At 64.5% G+C, this 18,180-nt stretch carries 14 protein-coding genes; 3 read left to right on the top strand and 11 right to left on the bottom strand.

Features of this window, described 5'->3' with window-relative positions; translation table 11 throughout:
* Positions 1–4: 4 nt before the first annotated feature.
* The gene (locus tag LOY42_RS20550; protein ID WP_139669533.1) at positions 5–1,390 is read right to left on the bottom strand and encodes a heavy metal sensor histidine kinase; all 1,386 of its coding nucleotides are present in this window, start codon (positions 1,388–1,390) and stop codon (positions 5–7) included.
* Positions 1,387–2,061 (bottom strand): heavy metal response regulator transcription factor, encoded by a 675-nt coding sequence (locus LOY42_RS20545; RefSeq protein ID WP_102681616.1) that lies wholly within the window; start codon positions 2,059–2,061, stop codon positions 1,387–1,389. Before LOY42_RS20545 ends, LOY42_RS20550 begins: the two co-directional genes overlap by 4 nt.
* 276 nt (positions 2,062–2,337) lie before the next feature.
* On the opposite strand from LOY42_RS20545, the gene LOY42_RS20540 reads away from it, so the two are divergent.
* A complete protein-coding gene (locus tag LOY42_RS20540) occupies positions 2,338–2,541 on the top strand; it encodes a hypothetical protein (protein WP_258599077.1) in 204 nt (67 codons plus the stop codon).
* A gap of 70 nt (positions 2,542–2,611) precedes the next feature.
* Here the strand turns inward: LOY42_RS20540 and cmoB are convergent, their stop codons facing one another.
* The 7 genes from cmoB to LOY42_RS20505 form a co-directional block, all read right to left on the bottom strand.
* Positions 2,612–3,568 carry a tRNA 5-methoxyuridine(34)/uridine 5-oxyacetic acid(34) synthase CmoB gene (cmoB, locus tag LOY42_RS20535; RefSeq protein ID WP_258599075.1) on the bottom strand — a complete coding sequence of 319 codons (957 nt, stop codon included), beginning with the start codon at positions 3,566–3,568 and terminating at the stop codon, positions 2,612–2,614.
* Complete coding sequence (gene cmoA, locus LOY42_RS20530) at positions 3,565–4,308, bottom strand: carboxy-S-adenosyl-L-methionine synthase CmoA (protein WP_139669535.1); 744 nt, start codon at positions 4,306–4,308, stop codon at positions 3,565–3,567. The genes cmoB and cmoA overlap by 4 nt, the downstream gene beginning before the upstream one ends.
* Positions 4,309–4,397: 89 nt before the next feature.
* Positions 4,398–4,790: a protease inhibitor I42 family protein gene (locus LOY42_RS20525; protein WP_046856831.1), complete on the bottom strand. Its 393-nt coding sequence runs from the start codon at positions 4,788–4,790 to the stop codon at positions 4,398–4,400.
* A 168-nt stretch (positions 4,791–4,958) separates the two neighbouring features.
* Positions 4,959–7,379: an endopeptidase La gene (gene lon / locus LOY42_RS20520; protein ID WP_139669537.1), complete on the bottom strand. Its 2,421-nt coding sequence runs from the start codon at positions 7,377–7,379 to the stop codon at positions 4,959–4,961.
* Between the two features lie 154 nt (positions 7,380–7,533).
* Entirely contained in the window at positions 7,534–9,945 is a 2,412-nt protein-coding gene (locus LOY42_RS20515; RefSeq protein WP_139669538.1) for a glucose/quinate/shikimate family membrane-bound PQQ-dependent dehydrogenase, read from the bottom strand.
* A 31-nt stretch (positions 9,946–9,976) separates the two neighbouring features.
* Positions 9,977–11,323 (bottom strand): carbohydrate porin, encoded by a 1,347-nt coding sequence (locus LOY42_RS20510; protein WP_258599070.1) that lies wholly within the window; start codon positions 11,321–11,323, stop codon positions 9,977–9,979.
* Positions 11,324–11,571: 248 nt separating this feature from the next.
* Positions 11,572–13,614 carry a TonB-dependent receptor gene (locus LOY42_RS20505; RefSeq protein WP_258599069.1) on the bottom strand — a complete coding sequence of 681 codons (2,043 nt, stop codon included), beginning with the start codon at positions 13,612–13,614 and terminating at the stop codon, positions 11,572–11,574.
* Between the two features lie 193 nt (positions 13,615–13,807).
* On the opposite strand from LOY42_RS20505, the gene LOY42_RS20500 reads away from it, so the two are divergent.
* Positions 13,808–14,029, top strand: a complete 222-nt coding sequence (locus LOY42_RS20500; protein WP_102681624.1) for a VF530 family DNA-binding protein — start codon at positions 13,808–13,810, stop codon at positions 14,027–14,029.
* Positions 14,029–14,655, top strand: a complete 627-nt coding sequence (locus tag LOY42_RS20495; RefSeq protein ID WP_102681625.1) for a Pr6Pr family membrane protein — start codon at positions 14,029–14,031, stop codon at positions 14,653–14,655. Before LOY42_RS20500 ends, LOY42_RS20495 begins: the two co-directional genes overlap by 1 nt.
* 430 nt (positions 14,656–15,085) lie before the next feature.
* On the opposite strand, the gene fdxA is transcribed toward LOY42_RS20495, so the two are convergent.
* Entirely contained in the window at positions 15,086–15,409 is a 324-nt protein-coding gene (gene fdxA, locus LOY42_RS20490) for a ferredoxin FdxA (RefSeq protein WP_258599068.1), read from the bottom strand.
* Positions 15,410–15,548: 139 nt separating this feature from the next.
* Complete coding sequence (gene mutS, locus LOY42_RS20485; protein ID WP_258601312.1) at positions 15,549–18,122, bottom strand: DNA mismatch repair protein MutS; 2,574 nt, start codon at positions 18,120–18,122, stop codon at positions 15,549–15,551.
* Positions 18,123–18,180 lie beyond the last annotated feature (58 nt).

Here is an 18,180-nt window from a genome sequence, read left to right as displayed (position 1 = left end):
AGCTTTACTCGGCCTTGAATACCAAGGTGAACCGCGTCGGCCCTTCGACCTGGCTCGTGACCTCGACCCGCCCCCCATGCAATTGCATGATCGACTTGACGATCGCCAACCCCAGCCCGGTTCCGCCCTCCAGCCGTGAACGCCCGGCTCCTGCCCGGTAAAAGCGTTCGAACAGGTGCGGCAGGTGCGTCTCGTCTATCCCCGTGCCCTGGTTCTGCACCCACACGGCAATCTCGTTGCCCAGCCGCTCGATGCCTACGGCGACCGGCTTGCCCTCTGGTGCATGGCGAATCGCATTGCTCAACAGGTTCGACAGCGCCCGCTGGAACATCAACCGGTCCGCCAGGGCCGTGCCCCAGCCTTGCAGGTGCAGGGAGATGCCCTTGAGCTCGGCACTGAAGGCGAACAGTTCACTCACCCGGGCCACTTCGTCCGCCAACGTCAGTGGCGCCAGGGCAACCTGGGTCTGCGGCTGGCTGACCTGGGCGAGGAACAGCATGTCGTTGATGATGCGGTTGAGGCGGGTCAGCTCCTCGACGCTGTCTTCGAGGGCTTCGCGGTACTTGTCGCCGTCACGCTCGCGGGCCAGGGTCACCTGGGCCTTGCCCATCAGGTTGCCGATGGGCGTGCGCAGCTCGTGGGCCAGGTCGTCGGAGAACTGCGATAGCTGGCGCACGCCTTGGTCGAGCCGGTCGAGCATGATGTTGATGGCGCGCGCGAGGTCGGCCAGCTCGCTGGGCAGGCCCTCATCGGGCAGCCGGTGAGTAAGGTCCTGGGCCGAAACCTGGCCGGCGATCCGGCGGAAGTGCCGCAACGGGCGCAGGCCGCGCTGCACCAGTTTCCAGGCGGCGATGCCGATCAGCACCAGCAGCAGCGGCAGGGCCAGCAGGGTCGAGTGCAGGTAGGCTTGCAGCAGGCTGTTGTCATCGCTGCGGTTGAGTGACATCAACACTTTTACCGGGGTGTCGTCGCGCAGGCGCATCAAGCGGCTGGCGGTGAGGATCTGATTGTCGCCGTCGTCGCGCCAGGCATGGAAGGTCAGCCGGTCGTCCGCTTCGAGGTTCAGCAAGTGCTGGGACTGCATGGCCGGGCCAAGGCTGAGCAGCGCTGGATGGCGGCCATTGACGGCCAGCACGCTGAGGCTGAGGTTGTCATGGCCCATGACCAGGTCGAGCAGGGGGTGGGCCCGGGCGCTGAGGTCGTCGCTGCGCAGGTCCACCCGCAGGTTGTGCTCGACCTGCTGCATCTTGCGCGTCAGGTCCTTGCGTGCCCGGCTATCCAGTTCATGGTCGAGGGCGAATACCGCCAGGCACGCCAGCAGCAGCACCAGCGCCGCGCCCAGCAGGGTGACGCCCAGGCCCAGGCGCAACGACAGGCTGGGGCGCTTCACGCCCGCGCCTCGAGCACGTAGCCGACGCCGCGCAGGGTATGGATCAGCTTGTCGTCGAAGGGGTCGTCGATCTTCGCCCGCAGGCGGCGGATCGATACCTCCACCACGTTGGTGTCGCAGTCGAAGTTCATGTCCCACACCAGCGAGATGATCTGGGTGCGTGACAGCACTTCGCCGCTCTGGCGCATCAACAGGTGCAGCAAGGCGAACTCCTTCGCCGTCAGATCGATACGCTGGCCGTTACGCCAGGCGCGGTGTCGGCCGGGGTCGAGCTCGAGGTCGGCGACCTTCAATGTGCTCGGCTGCAGGCGCTGGTCGTTGCGCCGGAGCAGGCTGCGGATACGCGCCAGCAGTTCGGGGAATTCGAACGGCTTTAGCAGGTAGTCGTCCGCGCCCAGGTCCAGCCCCTTGACCCGATCGGCGAGCCGGCCGTGGGCGGTGAGCATCATGATCCGCGTGGACGACTCGGCGCGCAGGCGCTGTAGTACGCCCCAGCCATCGAGCCCGGGCAGGTTGACGTCGAGGATCACCAGGTCGTAGGGCTGCTGGCGGGCCAGGTGCAGGCCGTCGGTGCCGGTGTAGGCGCAGTCGACCACATAGCCGTTTTCGCGCAGGCCTTGCTGCAGGTAGTCAGCGGTACGGGGTTCGTCCTCGATGATCAGTAGGCGCATGGTCGGGCTCTGTGTGGAAAGGGGGCGATTCTCGACCCTGTAGTGACATCAGGGTCAAGCGGCGAGGATGTTACTGGATGCGAATGGCGATAAGAGGAGGATTGCTGATTTGTAATCTGCAGGTCATATGGGCGACAGGCTTGTCGTCATCGCGGGGCAAGCCCACTGCCACGAGTTTCTGTGGGGATTTCAGGACTGTAATGTCCGCCTCACCTTGCTGTTAGCTGCGCCTTGCCATGATGGCCCTGTCGATACGGTTATCACGAGGCAAGCACGATGAACCTGACCAAGTACTTTCTGCTGGCGATCCTCGCTCTGGGCAGCACCAACGTTTTCGCCGAGGGTGGCGCGGAGCGTTCCAAGCAATTCTGGCAAGCCTTCCGCGAGGACCAGGCGCGTCTGCATGGCGACAAGCAGCAGGCCGTGGCCGAGCGTGAGCGCAAGGCCGAAGAGAAGGCCCGCGAGCTGGCCAAGGATTGAGCACCACACGCCTGCGCCGCGACAGCTCCTCGGCGCAGGTGAGCCTGGGCGCCCGAATGGGCGCCTTTTTTTATTTACGCGCCAGCAATGTGGCGCGGCGTGGCGCCGGCAGGCCTTCAATGGTCTTGCCGTGGTCATTGGGGGCGAGGAAATCGCCAAGCGACTGGTAGCGCATCCACTCGGTGCTGCGTTGTTCCTCGACGCTGGTGACGCTGACATCGACGCAGCGCACATTGCTGAAGCCGGCGCGGCGCAGCCAGCGCTCCAGGGCTGGCACCGACGGCAGGAACCATACGTTGCGCATCTGCGCGTAGCGGTCCTCGGGCACCAGCACCTGGTTTTCGTCGCCCTCGATCACCAGGGTTTCCAGTACCAGCTCGCCACCCTTGACCAGGCAATCCTTGAGCGCCAGCAAATGCTCGATGGGCGAGCGGCGGTGGTAGAACACGCCCATGGAGAATACGGTGTCGAAACCTTCGAGGTTGGCCGGCAGTTCTTCGAGGGCGAACGGCAGGTGCCACGCCGGCAGGTCCGGCAGGTACTGCTGCACGGCCTGGAACTGGCAGAAGAACAACCAGTTGGGGTCGACGCCGATGACCATGTCGGCGCCGGCACCGAGCATGCGCCACTGGTAGTAGCCGTTACCGCAACCCACGTCGAGCACGCGTTTGCCCTTGAGATCCAGGTGCGGGCCGACCCGCGACCATTTCCAGTCCGAGCGCCATTCGGTATCGACATGCACGCCGAACAGGTCGAACGGGCCCTTGCGCCAGGGCGACAGGCCCATCAGCGCCTGGCGCATCTGCGCCCGGGTGGCGTCGTCGCAGGCGCAGTCCAGGCGCAGGCCGTCGACCAGGTCGATTTCGCTCGGGGTCAGCTGCGGCAGTGCGTCGAGGGCGCCGCGCCAGCGATCGAGGTCGCCGTGGCCCTTTTCCAGCTTGCTTTCGAGTTGTGCCTGCAGGCCTTGGGACCAGGTGGCAAGGGGCGTGCCGGCCAGGCGGCGGACGAGGGGGGACAGATCGATCATGGCAGGGCTATCAGCGAGGCGAAGTTGAGGCATTGGAACCAGGGCACGACCTTGGAGAAGCCGGCAGCGCGCAGGCGCGCTTCATGGGTTTCCAGGGTGTCGGGTTTCATCACGTTCTCGATGGCGCTGCGTTTCTGGGCGATTTCCAGTTCGCTGTAGCCATTGGCACGCTTGAAGTCCAGGTGCAGTTCGTTGAGCAGTTCCTGCTCCTGGGCGTCGGTGAAGCGCAGTTTCTCCGAGAGAATCAACGCGCCACCCGGCAAAAGTGCCTGGCGGATGCGGCCAAGCAGGTCCAGGCGCTGTTCGGGGGCGACGAACTGCAGGGTGAAGTTCATTGCCACGACCGAGGCCGGCTCGAAGGGCAGGGCCAGAATATCGGCCTCCAGTACCTGCGCCGGCAGCAACTCCTGGAACATCGAGTCCTGGGCTGTGAGGTACTGTCGGCAGCGCTCGACCATGGCCGCCGAGTTGTCCACCGCGATCACCCGGCAGCCGTCCGTGCGCACATGGCGACGCAGCGCCTGGGTCACCGCGCCCAGCGAGGCGCCGAGGTCGTACAGCGCGGAGTTGGGTTGGGCGAAGCGCGCGGCAAGCACGCCGAGGTTCTCGACGATGGTCGGGTAACCGGGCACCGAGCGCTTGATCATGTCCGGGAACACCTGCACCACGTCTTCGTTGAAGACGAAGTCGGGCACCTGCTCCAGGGGTTGGGCGAATAGGCGGTCGGGTTGTTTGCTCACGGTGGGTCCAGGCGGCTGGCAATCTACAGGGGCGGCATTCTAGCCAAACCACGGCAAGCTTGCATGACTGGCTGACCGGCGCCGTGCGCTCAGTTGACCCGAATGGCGCAATCGAAGGTCTGTACGGGACGTACTTCCGGGGCCCAGGGCTGCTGGTAGACCAGGATCAGGTGGCCCTCACCAGCGGCCTTGGCCTGGAAGCGCCAGCTGGAGAGGCCGCCGCTGCCGACGATGCCGGCTTGCTCCGGAGAGCTGTACACCTCAGGGCCGAGGCTGCGCAGGATCTCCGAAGCCGGGTTCTGCACCAGCCAGCGGTAGCCGGTGGTGGGGTTGCTGGGCAAGGTGAGGGTCAGGGTCTGGCCGACCTGCAGGCGCTTGGGACATTCGCTTTCGCCGTCCAGTTCGACGGTGCGTTGCGGTTGCTGGGCGCAGGCGGTGAGCAGGGCCAGGGCGGCGGGGACGAGCAGGCGAGGGAGGGACATGTTGGCTCCTGAAGCTGGAATGGCCTGAGGATAACCGAAGCTGTCGGAAGTTTGTGTGGTCTGCGCGGGCTCTATCGCCGGCAAGCCGGCTCCCACAAGTAGGATACATGCCGCACTGTGTGGGAGCCGGCTTGCCGGCGATAGGGCCGCAACGTGGCCCCGTCCTCTTTAGAACAATACTTTCGCCACGTCGGCGAAGCGCTTGGCGAAATGTACGCTCAGCCCGTCCTTCAGATACTCGGGCAGTTCTTCGAAATCGCCACGGTTGGCCTCCGGCAGAATCAGTTCGAAGATCTTCTGTCGCCGCGCGGCGATCACTTTCTCGCGGACCCCGCCGATCGGCAGCACCTGGCCGGTCAGGGTCAGCTCGCCGGTCATGGCCACGCCTCTCTTCGGCGGCTGGTCGCGAGCCAGCGACAGCAAGGCACTGGCCATGGTCACGCCGGCGCTGGGGCCATCCTTGGGGGTTGCGCCCTCGGGCACGTGCAGGTGAATGAACGCCTCGTTGAAGTAGCCGGGCGTGCCACCGAACTGCTTGAGGTTCGAGCTGATGAAGCTGTATGCGATCTCCGCCGATTCCTTCATCACGTCACCCAACTGCCCGGTGAGCTTGAGACCGCGGTTGAGGCTGTGGATGTGGGTGGCCTCGATCGGCAGGGTGGCGCCGCCCATGCTGGTCCAGGCAAGGCCGGTGATAACGCCCTTGCCGGCCAGCACCTGCTCGCTGCGGAACACCGGCATGCCCAGGGCGGGCTCGAGGTCCTTGGCGGCAATCTTGAGCTTGGCGTCCGGGTCTTCCAGCAGTTTGACCACCGACTTGCGCACCAGCTTGCCCAGCTGTTTCTCCAGCTGGCGCACACCGGCTTCGCGGGCATAGCCCTCGATTACCGCGCGCAGCGCGGCGTCGTTGATGCTCAGGCTGGTCTTGGCCACGCCGGCCTTGTCCAGCTGCTTGGGCCATAGGTGGCGCTTGGCGATGGCCAGCTTCTCTTCGGTGATGTAGCCGGAAAGGCGGATCACTTCCATGCGGTCGAGCAAGGGGCCGGGGATCGAGTCCAGGGTGTTGGCGGTGCAGACGAACAGCACCTTGGACAGGTCCAGGCGCAGGTCCAGGTAGTGGTCGAGGAAGTCGACATTCTGTTCCGGGTCGAGGGTTTCCAGCAGCGCCGAGGCCGGGTCGCCCTGGTAGCTCTGGCCCATCTTGTCGATCTCGTCGAGCATGATCACCGGGTTCATCACCTCGACCTCCTTCAGCGCCTGCACAAGCTTGCCCGGCTGGGCGCCGATGTAGGTGCGGCGGTGGCCCTTGATCTCGGCCTCGTCACGCATGCCGCCGACGCTGAAACGGTAGAACGGCCGGCCCAGGGATTCGGCGATGGACTTGCCGATGCTGGTCTTGCCTACCCCGGGCGGACCCACCAGCAGCACGATGGAGCCGCTGATCTCACCCTTCCAGGCGCCGACGGCAAGGAACTCGAGAATGCGTTCCTTGATGTCGTCGAGCCCGGCGTGGTGGCGGTCGAGTACCTTGCGCGCGTGCTTGAGGTCGAGCTTGTCCTTGCCGTACACACCCCAGGGCAGCGCGGTGGCCCACTCCAGGTAGTTGCGGGTGACGGCATACTCCGGCGAGCCGGTCTCGAGGATCGCCAGCTTGCCCATCTCCTCGTCGATGCGTTTTTTCGCTTGCTCGGGCAGGGTCTTGCCCACCAGGCGCTGTTGGAACTGCTCCACGTCGGCGCTGCGGTCGTCCTTGGTCAGGCCCAGCTCCTGCTGGATGACCTTGAGCTGTTCCTTGAGGAAGAATTCGCGTTGGTGCTCGCCGATCTGGCGGTTCACCTCGGCGGATATCTCGTTCTGCAGGCGGGCGACCTCGACCTCCTTGCGTAGCATCGGCAGGACCTTTTCCATGCGCTTGAGCATGGGCACGCAATCGAGCACTTCCTGCAGCTGGTTGCCGGTGGCCGAGGTGAGGGCGGCGGCGAAGTCGGTCAGTGGCGACGGATCGTTGGGGCTGAAGCGGTTGAGGTAGTTCTTCAGCTCTTCGCTGTACAGCGGGTTGAGCGGCAACAATTCCTTGATCGCGTTGATCAGGGCCATGCCGTAGGCCTTCACTTCGTCGGTGGGCTCCGTCGGCTGGCGTGGGTAGTCGACCTCCACCAGGTAGGGCGGGCGGTGGTGCTTGAGCCAGGTGCGGATGCGCACGCGGGTCAGGCCCTGGGCGACGAACTGCAGCTTGCCGCCTTCGCGGCTGGCGTGGTGGACCTTCACCAGGGTGCCGTACTCGGGCAGGGCCTTGGTGTCGAAGTGGCGGTGGTCTTCCGGCGGGGTGTCCATGAAGAACAGCGCCAGGGAGTGGTGCGGGGTCTTGGCGACCAGATCGAGGGTTTCGGCCCAGGGTTCTTCATTGACGATCACCGGCAGCACTTGCGCGGGGAAGAACGGGCGGTTGTGGATCGGGATCACGTAGACCTTGTCCGGCAGTTGCTGGCCGGGCAGGGCGAGATGGTGACCGGGGGCGGTCGCGGGATCGAGATGTTCGACTTCGCTGTGTTCGTCTGGGTGTTCCGGGAAATCCTGCTGGTCGCTCATGGGGCACCTGCGTGAATGGCTATGGTGCTTAGATGGGGCGGTGGTTGGCAGGTTTCAATGGTAGACGAAGGGGGGAGAACTGCGGAGGGAAACAATAGCGGGGCAAGCCCGCTCCCTCGATGGGAGCGGGCTTGCCCCGCGACAGGCGTGACGCTTACTCAGCCAATTTGTAAGCGATGATGTAGTCGCCCATTTTCGTGCCCAGTGAGCCATGGCCGCCCGCGGTCACCAGCACGTACTGCTTGCCATCCTTGCCGGTGTAGCTCATCGGCGTGGCCTGGCCGCCTGCCGGCAGGCGAGCCTTCCACAGCTCCTGGCCGTTCTTCACGTCGTAGGCGCGCAGGTACTGGTCCAGGGTGCCGCTGAGAAAGCCGACACCGCCGGCAGTGACGATCGAGCCCCCCATGCTTGGCACGCCCACCGGCATGCCGATCGGCACCGGGGTGCTGTCACGGGTGGTGCCGTTCTTGTGCTTCCACACCACTTTATTGGTGAACAGGTCGATGGCTGCCACGTAGCCCCAGGCCGGCGCCTGGCACGGAATACCCAGCGGCGACATGAACGGGTGCATGGTCACGGCGTACGGCGCACCGGTGTTCGGCTGCACACCGCTGGTCTCGCTCTCGCGCTTGCTGCCTTCGGCGACCTGCTCGCGTGGGACCATCTTCGACACGAAAGCCATGTAGTTCGGCGAGGTGAAGAGGATCTGGCGCACCGGGTCGACCGAGACGCTGCCCCAGTTGAACACGCCGACGTTGCCCGGGTACACCAGGCTGCCCTGCTCGGAGGGCGGGGTGTACTGGCCTTCGTAGCGCAGGCTGCGGAACTGGATGCGGCAGAGCATCTGGTCGAACGGCGTGGCGCCCCACATGGACTGTTCGGTCAGGTCAGGGCCGAGCAGGTTGAGGTCGGAACGGGCCTGGGTCGGTGCGGTGTGGTCGCCCTTGACCGCGCCTTGGGGGACCGGGATCTCGCGGATCGGCACGATCGGCGTGCCGTCGCGGCGGTCGAGTACGTACAGGCTGCCTTGCTTGGTCGGCACGATGACCGCCGGCTTGACGCCGTCGTCGGTCTTCAGGTGCACCAGGGTGGGCTGGCTGCCGACGTCCATGTCCCACAGGTCGTGGTGAGTGAACTGATAGTTCCAGCGCGCCTTGCCGGTGGCCAGGTCCAGGGCGACGATGCCGGCGCTGTACTTTTCGGCGCCGGGGGTGCGGTCGGCACCCCACTGGTCAGGGGTCTGGTTGCCCAGCGGCAGGTAGATCATGCCGAGGTCTTCGTCGACGCTGGCGATCGACCACATGTTGGCCGAGTTGCGGCTGTAGAACTTGCCGTCGGCCAGGGGCTTGGTGTCGTCCGGGTTGTTGCTGTCCCAGTTCCACACCAGATGGCCGTCGTGCACGTCGTAGGCGCGGATCACGCCGGACGGTTCGTTGGTCGATTCGTTGTCGGTCACGTGGCCGCCAATGATCACCAGGCTGCGGGTGATCGCGGCCGGCGAGGTGGAGTAGTAACCACCGGCGGTGAACGGGCCGATGCCACGGGTCAGATCGATCACGCCCTGGTTGGCGAAGCCTTCGCAGACCTTGCCGGTGTCGGCGTTGATGGCGATCAGGCGGGCGTCGGCGGTGGGCAGGTAGAGGCGGCGCGGGCAGGCCTGGGCCACGGCCTGGCCTGCGTCAGTGATCTTCGGCGCGGGGCTGCCATCGCGGCTGACGTAGCTGTTCTCGTCATAGTACGAGACGCCGCGGCAGGTCATGTGGGCGAAGCCCTTGAACGTGCCGGTGGGGCTCTTGACCTGCGGGTCGTAGCGCCAGATCTCGGCGCCGGTGTCCGGGTCCAGCGCCAGCAGGCGGCTGTGGGCGGTGCAGGCGTAGAGCATGCCGTTGACCTTCAGCGGCGTGTTCTGGTTGGTCAGCTCCACCGGGTCGTTCTCGGTCGGCAGGTCGCCGGTGCGAATGCGCCAGGCTTCTTCCAGGCGGTAGGCGTTCTGCGGGGTGATCTGGCGCAGCGGCGAGTAGCGGTCGCCATGCTCGGTGCGGCCGTAAGCCTGCCATTCACCGTCGGGCATGGCCGGGGCGGCGCTGCCCATTTCGCTGTTGTCGCGGGTGAACTCGCCACGGATCTCGCCCGGGTGAGTGAACTGGCTGGCCAGGGCGGTGGCGCCGGAGGCGACCACGGCGACGCTGAGCAGGGCAGTGTTGACCTTCGATGCAGGGCCCACCAGTGGGCGGCGCGCCCACGGCAGCAGCAGGACCACGCCGATGGCGAACCAGATGGCCAGGCGAGGCACCAACTGCCACCAGTCAAGGCCCACTTCCAGCAGCGCCCAGGCGGTGCTGCCCAGCAGTACCAGGCCATACAGGCCCAGGGCAATGCGACGCTTGGCCAGCAGCAGGATGCCGGACAGGGCGAAGCCGATACCGGCAATCAGGTAGTAAAGCGAGCCGCCCAGCTGGCTCAGCTTGATGCCGCCGGCCAACAGGGCCAGGCCCATCATCAGCAGCAGCACGCCCATCAGGCGCGGTAGCCAGCGGGTTCCATTCTTGGCACCGTCAGTGCTCATCGTCTGTTCTCCGTAGTGTGAAAGGGTCGGGTTAGAAACTGCTCTGGATCTTCAGGCCGCCGATCAACGCGTCGTCGACCCGCGACACTCCGCCCGGATGGCGGATGTACTGCAGGTTCGGGCGTACGGTGAGCCAGTCGGCCAGGTGGATGCCGTAATAGAGTTCAGCGCTGTACTCGGTGTCCTGCACGGGCAGGAAGCCGGGGTTGTCGTAGTTGTCCAGGCTGTTTGCCTGGTTGATGAGGCGGGCGTTCTTGCGGTAGCCGGGGTTGACGTGCACGCGGGCCAGGGCGAAACCGATGTCGTCCTTGGCGCGGGCATCGAACGGCCCTTTGTAAACCACACCTGCCTGCACATAGTTGTCGATGGCATTGGTCTTCTTGTCGTGCACCGTGGCGTTGGCGAACAGGCTCAGGCCGCGCGACTGGTCGGAGGCCAGCGCGGTCACCTGCTGCTGGGCGCCGAGCCACAGACCGTGCTTGCTCGAGCTGCTGCGATAGGCGGCGCCGCTGATGGCGGCCGGCGTACCGTTGCTGTCCTTGAGTACATCCTGTGCCTTGGCATTACTGTAGTAGTAGCCGGCGCGATATTCCCCTTCCAGGCCATTGACCCGCGGGCTCCAGACCAGTTCGATCGGCATCACCGCGCCCTGGGTGCCGCTGCCGCTGAGCTTGAAGCCGTTGCCGCTCTCGAGGTTAGAGGGGTTCTGCTCGAACACGCCGACCTGGGCGTAGAGCGCCTCGTTCAGGTTGTAACGCACGCGCAGTGCCCACTGGCTGACCGGCCAGTTGTACCAGATGCCGCCGACCCAGTTGCCCACCTGCGAGCCGCAGAACGCCAGGTTCTGGAAATCGCAGGGGAAGCTGTTGAAGTCCTCGCCTTCGCCGAAGCGGCCGAATTTCACGTCCAGCGCGCCATCGAAGTATTTCTGCTTGATCCACATCTGCGTCAGTCGCCAGGTCTGGCCACGGCCCCAGACTTCCTGGGCCGAGGTGAAGCCGCCGACGCGCGGGTCATTGATGCGGTCGTTGCTGATGTTGTTGCCGTGGCGTTCGGTGACGGTCAGCTGCACCTCGGTGTCGTGCCAGCCGAGGATCTTCTGCAGGTCCATGTTCACGCCGAAGGTGAACTGGTCGCTGTAGCGTACGGCGCGGTCGTGGCTGTAGCCACCGTGCAGGTTGCTGCCCATCTCGCCGGTGTAGCCAAGGGTGAAGTCGTAGCCCCTCTCCAGCAGTTCGCTGCGGGTACCGCCCCAGTCGCCGAGCATCCACTTCGAGTCCTTGGCGAACATTTCGCTGGCACTGGTGGTAGGGGACAGGGCACCGAGCAGGGTGGCGAGGGCGAGGCCGGAGTAACGGGTATTGGGCAGTTGGAGCATGAGATAGCGCTATCTTTTGATTGTTGAGGAAACGGCAAGCGCAACGAGGCCTGAAAGCGTCGAAGGGAAATGGCTGCGATTGAGGAACGATGAAGCGATTCAGCTTGCGGCGGGGAGGATATAGGGGAAGTTGTAAGAAAAAAAGACAAAATGTCGCAGGGGATTGTTGCTGATGGCGTAACAGTCACCTGGCCCATCGCGGGGCAAGCCCGCCCCCAGGGTGGGAGTGGGCTTGCCCCGCGATGCCGTCAGAACGAGGTGCGCAATCCAACCTGCACACTACGCCCCGGCGCCGGCGCGATATCGCGCAGGATCGAGCTGGCATAGCGCACGGTCTGGTCGGTGAGGTTCTCGCCGCGCACGAACGCCAGCCATTCACTCTGGCCGATCTCGAAGCGATACCCCAGGCTTGCGCCAAGGGTGGTGTAGCCGTCGGTGCCGGTTTCGTTGGCCGGTTTGCGCCGTTGCGACGCGGCATGCTGCACATCGACCCGCGCTTGCCAGCGATCCAGTTCCCAGACCAGGCCGCTGTTCAGGCGCAGCGGTGCGATACGCGGCAGCGGCTCGCCGCTGTCGAGGTTCTTGGCCCGGGTGTAGTCGCCGGACAGTTCCAGGGCGAAGCTGCCGTAGCGATTTTCCAGCAACTTCCAGCGGTCCTGGGCCTCGATACCGTAGAAGCGTGCGCGCACACCCTGGTAGGCATACTCGGGGATATCACCGTGATCATGGTCGTGGTCATGATCGTCGCCATGGTCGTGATCATGGCCTTCACGCAGGTTGCCGGTGCCAATCAGGCCGATGTAGTTGCGAAAATGGCTGTAGAACACACCGACACTGCCCTTGTGGGTGCCGTTGTCGAAGCGCAGGGCCAGGTCGCCGGAGATGGCCTTTTCCTTGTTCAGGTTCGGGTCACCGATCTCGTAGGCGCCGGTCGCCACGTGGGCGCCGTTGGCATACAGCTCGTAGAAGGTCGGCGCGCGCTCGGTATAGCCGAGGTTGGCGGCCAGCGACCAGATCGGGTCGAGCTGGTACACCGCGCCCGATGACAGGCTGAAGGCGTTGAAGCTGCTGGCGCTGTCGGCTCCGGCAAAGGTTTCGTTGCCCTTGGCATCCGGATCGACCCGGGTGTGTTCCATGCGCGCGCCCAGGCTCAGGTTCAGGCGCTCGGTGGCCTGCCATTGCTCGAGCAGGAACAGCGCCAGGCTGTCGGTATCGGTGTGCGGGACAAAGGCTTCCTCGCCCAGTGCGGAGAACTCGTTGCGGCTGACCTGAGCACCGATCACGCCCTCGACCGGCCCCAGCGGCTGGTGGCGTGCCTCGATGCGTGCCTCATAGCCCTTGTTCTTGAAGGTGGTGTGCACTTCACCGCTTTCGATTTCACGGTGCTGGTAGTCGGTGTAGCCGGCATCGACCTTCACCGAGCTCAATGGTCCGTCGAGATCGCGCAGTTCCGAGGCGAAGCCGTAGTGGTCCTGCTGCATATCCAGGCGCACGCCGGGCTCGGCTACCGAGCCGTAGTTGCTGTCATAGCGGCTGTAGGACAGACCGGTATAGCCGTGATCCCAATGATAGGAACCACCGATCGCGCCGCCGTCCTGGCGTCCGTCGCTGTTCTTCAGGCGGTGCTTGCTGCCGGGCTCGTCGGCGTCGCGCACCTTCGAGCTGCGGGCATAGCCGGGGATGCGCAGGTCGTTGAACTGGCGGCTGTTGGCATCCAGGTGCAGGGCGAAGACGCCGTTGCCGGCCTCCAGTTTGCCGGCACTGCTGCGCGTGGTGTCGGCGCCGCCGTAGCGCAGTTCGCCCGCGCCATGGATGCCTTCAATGGGCGAGTCGGGGATGCGGTTGTCGAAGGTGTTGACCACGCCACCGATGGCGTTGCCGCCGTAGAGCAGGGCGGCCGGGCCGCGGACGATCTCGACCCGCTCGACGGTCACCGGGTCCAGCGGCACGGCGTGGTCGTAGGACAGCGACGAGGCGTCCAGGGCACCGACGCCGTTGCGCAGGATACGAATGCGGTCACCGTCCAGGCCGCGGATTACCGGGCGGCTGGCGCCAGGGCCGAACCAGGTGGAGGCGACACCAGGCTGTTTGTTGAGGGTCTCGCCGAGGCTGCCCTGTTGCTGCTGCAACAGGTTGTCGCCTTCAAGGACGGTGCTCGGGGCAGCCAGTTGGGCGTTGCCCAATGGGTTGGCGGTAATCACCTGGGGTTGCAGTTCCACGGCCTGGCTGGAAGTCGAGGCCAGCCAGAGCGCTATGGCAAGCGGGGAGAGGTGCAGCGGCATGTGACGCATGGGGATGTGGCGTTCCTTGGCAGATTCTTTGTGTTGTTACAATATAACATCACTATTTCAGCACAAGGCTTCCCGTGCTTGCCAGTGGTTTTTGCATCGTCTTCAGCCGGCCTGTGGCGGGACAAGCAACCTCGATTCCACCCGCTCGCTACACTCGTGTAAGGTGCGCACCTTCCCGAACCTGGAGCACTGCATGAGCACGGCCAACCATAACGCGCTGCACGGCAAGACCCTCGAACAGATCCTCACCGAGCTGGTGGCGCACTATCAGTGGCAGGGTCTGGCCGAACGCGTCGACATCCGCTGCTTCAAGAGCGATCCGACGATCAAGTCTAGCCTGACCTTCCTACGCAAGACCCCGTGGGCACGGGAGAAGGTCGAGCAGCTGTACGTGAAGCTGCAGCGCAAAGGCTGATGCCGCGCCGGCCTTGGCTTGCCCTGGCGGCTGTGCTCGGCTGGGCGGGGCTGGCGATCCAGCTGTACCTTGTACTGCTGGCACGTTGGCAGGAGCAGGCCAGCCTGGTCGGCGGGATGGTCAACCTGTTCTGCTATTTCACCGTGCTGAGCAACACGCTGGTGGCCACGGTGCTCAGCCATGCCGCATTCGGCCGCGACTCGCCGGCCAGGCGCTGCTTCCTTTCACCTGTGGTCAGCTCGTGCGTTGCAGCCAGTATCGTGCTGGTGGCGCTGGCCTACAGCCTGCTACTGCGCCACTTGTGGCAACCCCAGGGCTGGCAATGGCTGGCGGACGAACTGCTGCACGACGTGATGCCGCTGCTGTTCACCCTGTACTGGTGGTTCGAGGTGCCCAAGGGGCGGCTGCGGCTCTGGCATCTGGCAGCCTGGGCACTGTACCCGATGCTGTATTTTGCCTTCGTGCTGCTGCGCGGGCATGAGATCGGGGTGTATCCCTACCCGTTCGTCGACGTTGCGCGGCTGGGCTATGGGCAGGTACTGATGAATGCAACAGGGGTGCTGGCTGGGTTCTGGGCGATCGGGCTGGTGCTGCTGGGGCTGGACCATTGGCGAGGACGACATTGAGGCAGCAGCACCCTCGGCAAAACTGTTTATTTCGCCACCCTCGTAGTATCGCGTGTAAGCATTCGCTTACTCGTTATGTAAGTGATTGCTGTAGGGATCAGTAAATCAATGTCGTTTCCAGTGGCGTAATTTTTCCAAGTAATTGAAATATATATTTTTTATAAATATCAGAAGATGTTACGCCTGAATCATCCTGAGATATTCGTTGCTTGTCCCAAGGCGGGGAATCGCTAGTATTCGAACTGTGTCTACGGACTGACACAGGCTCTCACGGATGATGGCCAAGGACATCGCGGGATGCGATTCATCAGGACGATGATTGGGACATACAGGGACTACGGAAAAAATGTGGGCGGGTCAAACCGCCCCTTTTTTTGTCTGCTGAAAATGAAAAAAGGCCCTCGCGGGCCTTTTTCGTACCTGGGCGCTGTCAGCGCTCCAGATCGGCAATCTTGCCAGGCTTGCCATCCCACTCTTCGGCGTCCGCCAGGGCGTCTTTCTTCTCGGTGAGGTTCGGCCAGATTTCGGCCAGCTCGGCGTTCAGCTCGATGAAGTTCTCCATGCCGGACGGCACTTCGTCTTCCGAGAAAATCGCCTGGGCCGGGCACTCAGGCTCGCACAGCGCACAGTCGATACATTCGTCCGGGTGAATCACCAGGAAGTTCGGGCCTTCGTAGAAGCAGTCCACCGGACAGACTTCCACGCAGTCGGTGTACTTGCATTTGATGCAGTTGTCGGTGACGACGAAGGTCATTTCTAATTCTCTCCTCAGGCGACGGCAGCTTGCCCTTCCTTCCAGGGCAGCGCGGTTCACGGTGCTGGCTGCAGACCAGGCTAATAACCTGCAGCCTTCGCAAACCGCGCCGGATTCTACCAGCTTGCGCGGTGGGCCGTTATAACAGGTTTTTCAGTTGATATAGCATTTCGATAGCTTGGCGCGGCGTCATGTCGTCCAGCTCCAGCCTGCCCAGCTTCTCGATGGCCGGGTGTGGCAGGCTGGCGAACAGGTCGCTCTGGTGCGGCACGTGAGGCGTATTGTCGCGCGGCGTTGCAACCGACGCTTCATGGGGCAGGCTGGTGGTCTCCAAGCGGCCCAGGTGCTCGCGGGCACGCTGGATCACCGCCGCCGGCACGCCCGCCAGTTGCGCCACGGCCAAGCCGTAGCTTTGGCTCGCGGGGCCCGGCAGCACATGGTGCAGGAACACGATGCGTTCATTGTGTTCGGTGGCGTTCAGGTGCACGTTGGCCACCAGCGGCTCGCTGTCCGGCAGCACGGTCAGTTCGAAGTAGTGCGTGGCGAACAATGTGTAGGCGCGCAGCTGGGCCAGGCGCTCGGCGGCGGCCCAGGCCAGCGACAGGCCATCGAAGGTGCTGGTGCCGCGACCGACTTCGTCCATCAGCACCAGGCTGCGGTCGGTGGCGTTGTGCAGGATGTTGGCGGTTTCGCTCATCTCGACCATGAAGGTCGAGCGCCCGCCGGCCAGGTCGTCGCTGGAGCCGATACGGGTAAAGATACGGTCCACCGGCGACAGCTCGCAGGCGGCTGCCGGAACGAAGCTGCCGATATGCGCCAGCAGCACGATCAGCGCGGTCTGGCGCATGTAGGTGGACTTACCGCCCATGTTCGGGCCGGTGATGATCAGCATGCGCGTGCTGTCGTCCAGGCCCAGGTCGTTGGCCACGAATGGCGTGGTCAGCACCTGCTCGACCACCGGGTGGCGGCCCTGCTCGATGCGCAGGCACGGCTCATCGACGAAGCTTGGGCAGTTCAGGTCCAGGTTCAGGGCGCGTTCGCCCAGGTTGCTCAGCACATCCAGCTCGGCCAGCGCCGCGGCGCTGTCCTGCAGTGGCGCCAGGTGCCCGATCAGGGTTTCGAGCAAGGCATCGTAGAGCATCTTCTCGCGGGCCAGGGCACGGCTCTTGGCCGACAGCGCCTTGTCCTCGAACGTTTTCAGCTCAGGGGTGATGAAACGTTCGGCGCCCTTGAGCGTCTGCCGGCGGATATAGTCGGCGGGTGCCTGTTCGGCCTGCTTGGTCGGCAGCTCGATGAAATAGCCATGCACGCGGTTGTAGCCGACCTTGAGGTTGGCCAGGCCCGTGCGGGCCTTCTCGCGGGCTTCCAGGTCGATGAGGAACTGGCCGGCGTTCTCGCTGATCGACAGCAATTCGTCCAGTTCGCTGTCGTAGCCGGTCTTGAGCACGCCACCGTCGCGGATCACCGCCGGCGGGTTGTCGATGATCGCCCGCTCCAGCAGGCCGGCCAGCTCCGGGTAGGTGCCGGTGATCGCGGCCAGGCGCGCCAGGTGCGGTGCCTCCAGCTCGGCCATGGCGTTCTGCAGCTCGGGCAGGGCGCCGAGGGCGTCGCGCAGGCGTGCCAGGTCACGCGGACGGGCGTTGCGCAGGCCGATGCGCGCGAGGATCCGCTCGATGTCGCCGATTTCCTTGAGCTGCGGCTGCAGCTTTTCGAAGCGGTAGCCGTCGAGCAGGCAGCGGATCGAGTCCTGGCGTGCCTTGAGCACCTTCAGATCGCGCAGCGGACGGTTCAGCCAGCGGGTCAGCAGGCGGCTGGCCATGGCGGTCTGGCAGCGGTCGATCACCGATTGCAGGGTGTTGTCGCGGCCACCGGCCAGGTTGATGTCCAGCTCCAGGTTGCGGCGGCTGGCGGCATCGAGGATGACGGTGTCGTCAAGGCGCTCATGGCGCAGGCTGCGCAGGTGGGGCAGGGCGGTGCGCTGGGTTTCCTTGGCATAGCTCAGCAGGCAGCCGGCGGCGCCGATGGCCAGGGTCAGCTTGTCGCAGCCAAAGCCCTTGAGGTCCTGGGTGGCGAACTGCTGGCAAAGGCTCTTGCGTGCCGAATCACGGTCGAAGTCCCACGGGGCGCGGCGCCGTGCGCCACGGCGCTTCTCCGCTGGCAGGCCCTGCGGCCAATCATCCGGGATCAGCAGCTCCACCGGGTTGATGCGCTCGAGCTCGGCCAGCAGGTTCTCCCAGCCCTTGATCTCCTGCACGGTGAAATTGCCGCTGGTGATGTCCAGCACCGCCAGGCCGAACAGCCGCTCATCGCCGAGCAAGGCGGCAATCAGGTTGTCGCGACGCTCGTCGAGCAACGCCTCGTCGCTGATCGTGCCCGGGGTGATGATGCGCACCACCTGGCGCTCCACCGGGCCCTTGCTGGTGGCCGGGTCGCCGATCTGCTCGCAGATCACCACCGACTCGCCGAGCTTGACCAGCTTGGCCAGGTAGCCTTCGAGCGAGTGGAACGGAATCCCGCACATGGGAATCGACTGGCCCGCCGACTGCCCGCGGGCGGTCAGGGTGATATCCAGCAGTTTCGCGGCTTTTTTCGCATCTTCGTAGAAGATCTCGTAGAAGTCGCCCATGCGGTAGAACATCAGCTGGTCCGGGTGCTGGTTTTTCAGCTTCCAGTACTGCTGCATCATCGGGGTGTGTGCTGAAAAATCAGAAATTGCTTTATTCATCAGATGTTTAGAGCGCTAATGCTGTTTCGCTGGGGCAGCCATGGGG

Source organism: Pseudomonas sp. B21-023 (genome assembly GCF_024749165.1).
In the GTDB taxonomy this organism is placed as follows: Bacteria; Pseudomonadota; Gammaproteobacteria; order Pseudomonadales; family Pseudomonadaceae; genus Aquipseudomonas.
The sequence above is the reverse complement of the archived record's forward strand: the minus strand, read 5'-3'. Positions and strand labels throughout refer to the sequence as shown.

Bases quoted from the DNA above. Each gene is read 5' to 3' on its own strand.
- LOY42_RS20505 (WP_258599069.1), bottom strand. From the start codon at position 13,614: ATGCGTCACATGCCGCTGCACCTCTCCCCGCTTGCCATAGCGCTCTGG.
- LOY42_RS20540 (WP_258599077.1), top strand. From the start codon at position 2,338: ATGAACCTGACCAAGTACTTTCTGCTGGCGATCCTCGCTCTGGGCAGC.
- LOY42_RS20495 (WP_102681625.1), top strand. From the start codon at position 14,029: ATGCCGCGCCGGCCTTGGCTTGCCCTGGCGGCTGTGCTCGGCTGGGCG.
- LOY42_RS20545 (WP_102681616.1), bottom strand. From the start codon at position 2,061: ATGCGCCTACTGATCATCGAGGACGAACCCCGTACCGCTGACTACCTG.
- lon (WP_139669537.1), bottom strand. From the start codon at position 7,379: ATGAGCGACCAGCAGGATTTCCCGGAACACCCAGACGAACACAGCGAA.
- cmoB (WP_258599075.1), bottom strand. From the start codon at position 3,568: ATGATCGATCTGTCCCCCCTCGTCCGCCGCCTGGCCGGCACGCCCCTT.
- LOY42_RS20510 (WP_258599070.1), bottom strand. From the start codon at position 11,323: ATGCTCCAACTGCCCAATACCCGTTACTCCGGCCTCGCCCTCGCCACC.
- fdxA (WP_258599068.1), bottom strand. From the start codon at position 15,409: ATGACCTTCGTCGTCACCGACAACTGCATCAAATGCAAGTACACCGAC.
- LOY42_RS20500 (WP_102681624.1), top strand. From the start codon at position 13,808: ATGAGCACGGCCAACCATAACGCGCTGCACGGCAAGACCCTCGAACAG.
- LOY42_RS20515 (WP_139669538.1), bottom strand. From the start codon at position 9,945: ATGAGCACTGACGGTGCCAAGAATGGAACCCGCTGGCTACCGCGCCTG.
- LOY42_RS20525 (WP_046856831.1), bottom strand. From the start codon at position 4,790: ATGTCCCTCCCTCGCCTGCTCGTCCCCGCCGCCCTGGCCCTGCTCACC.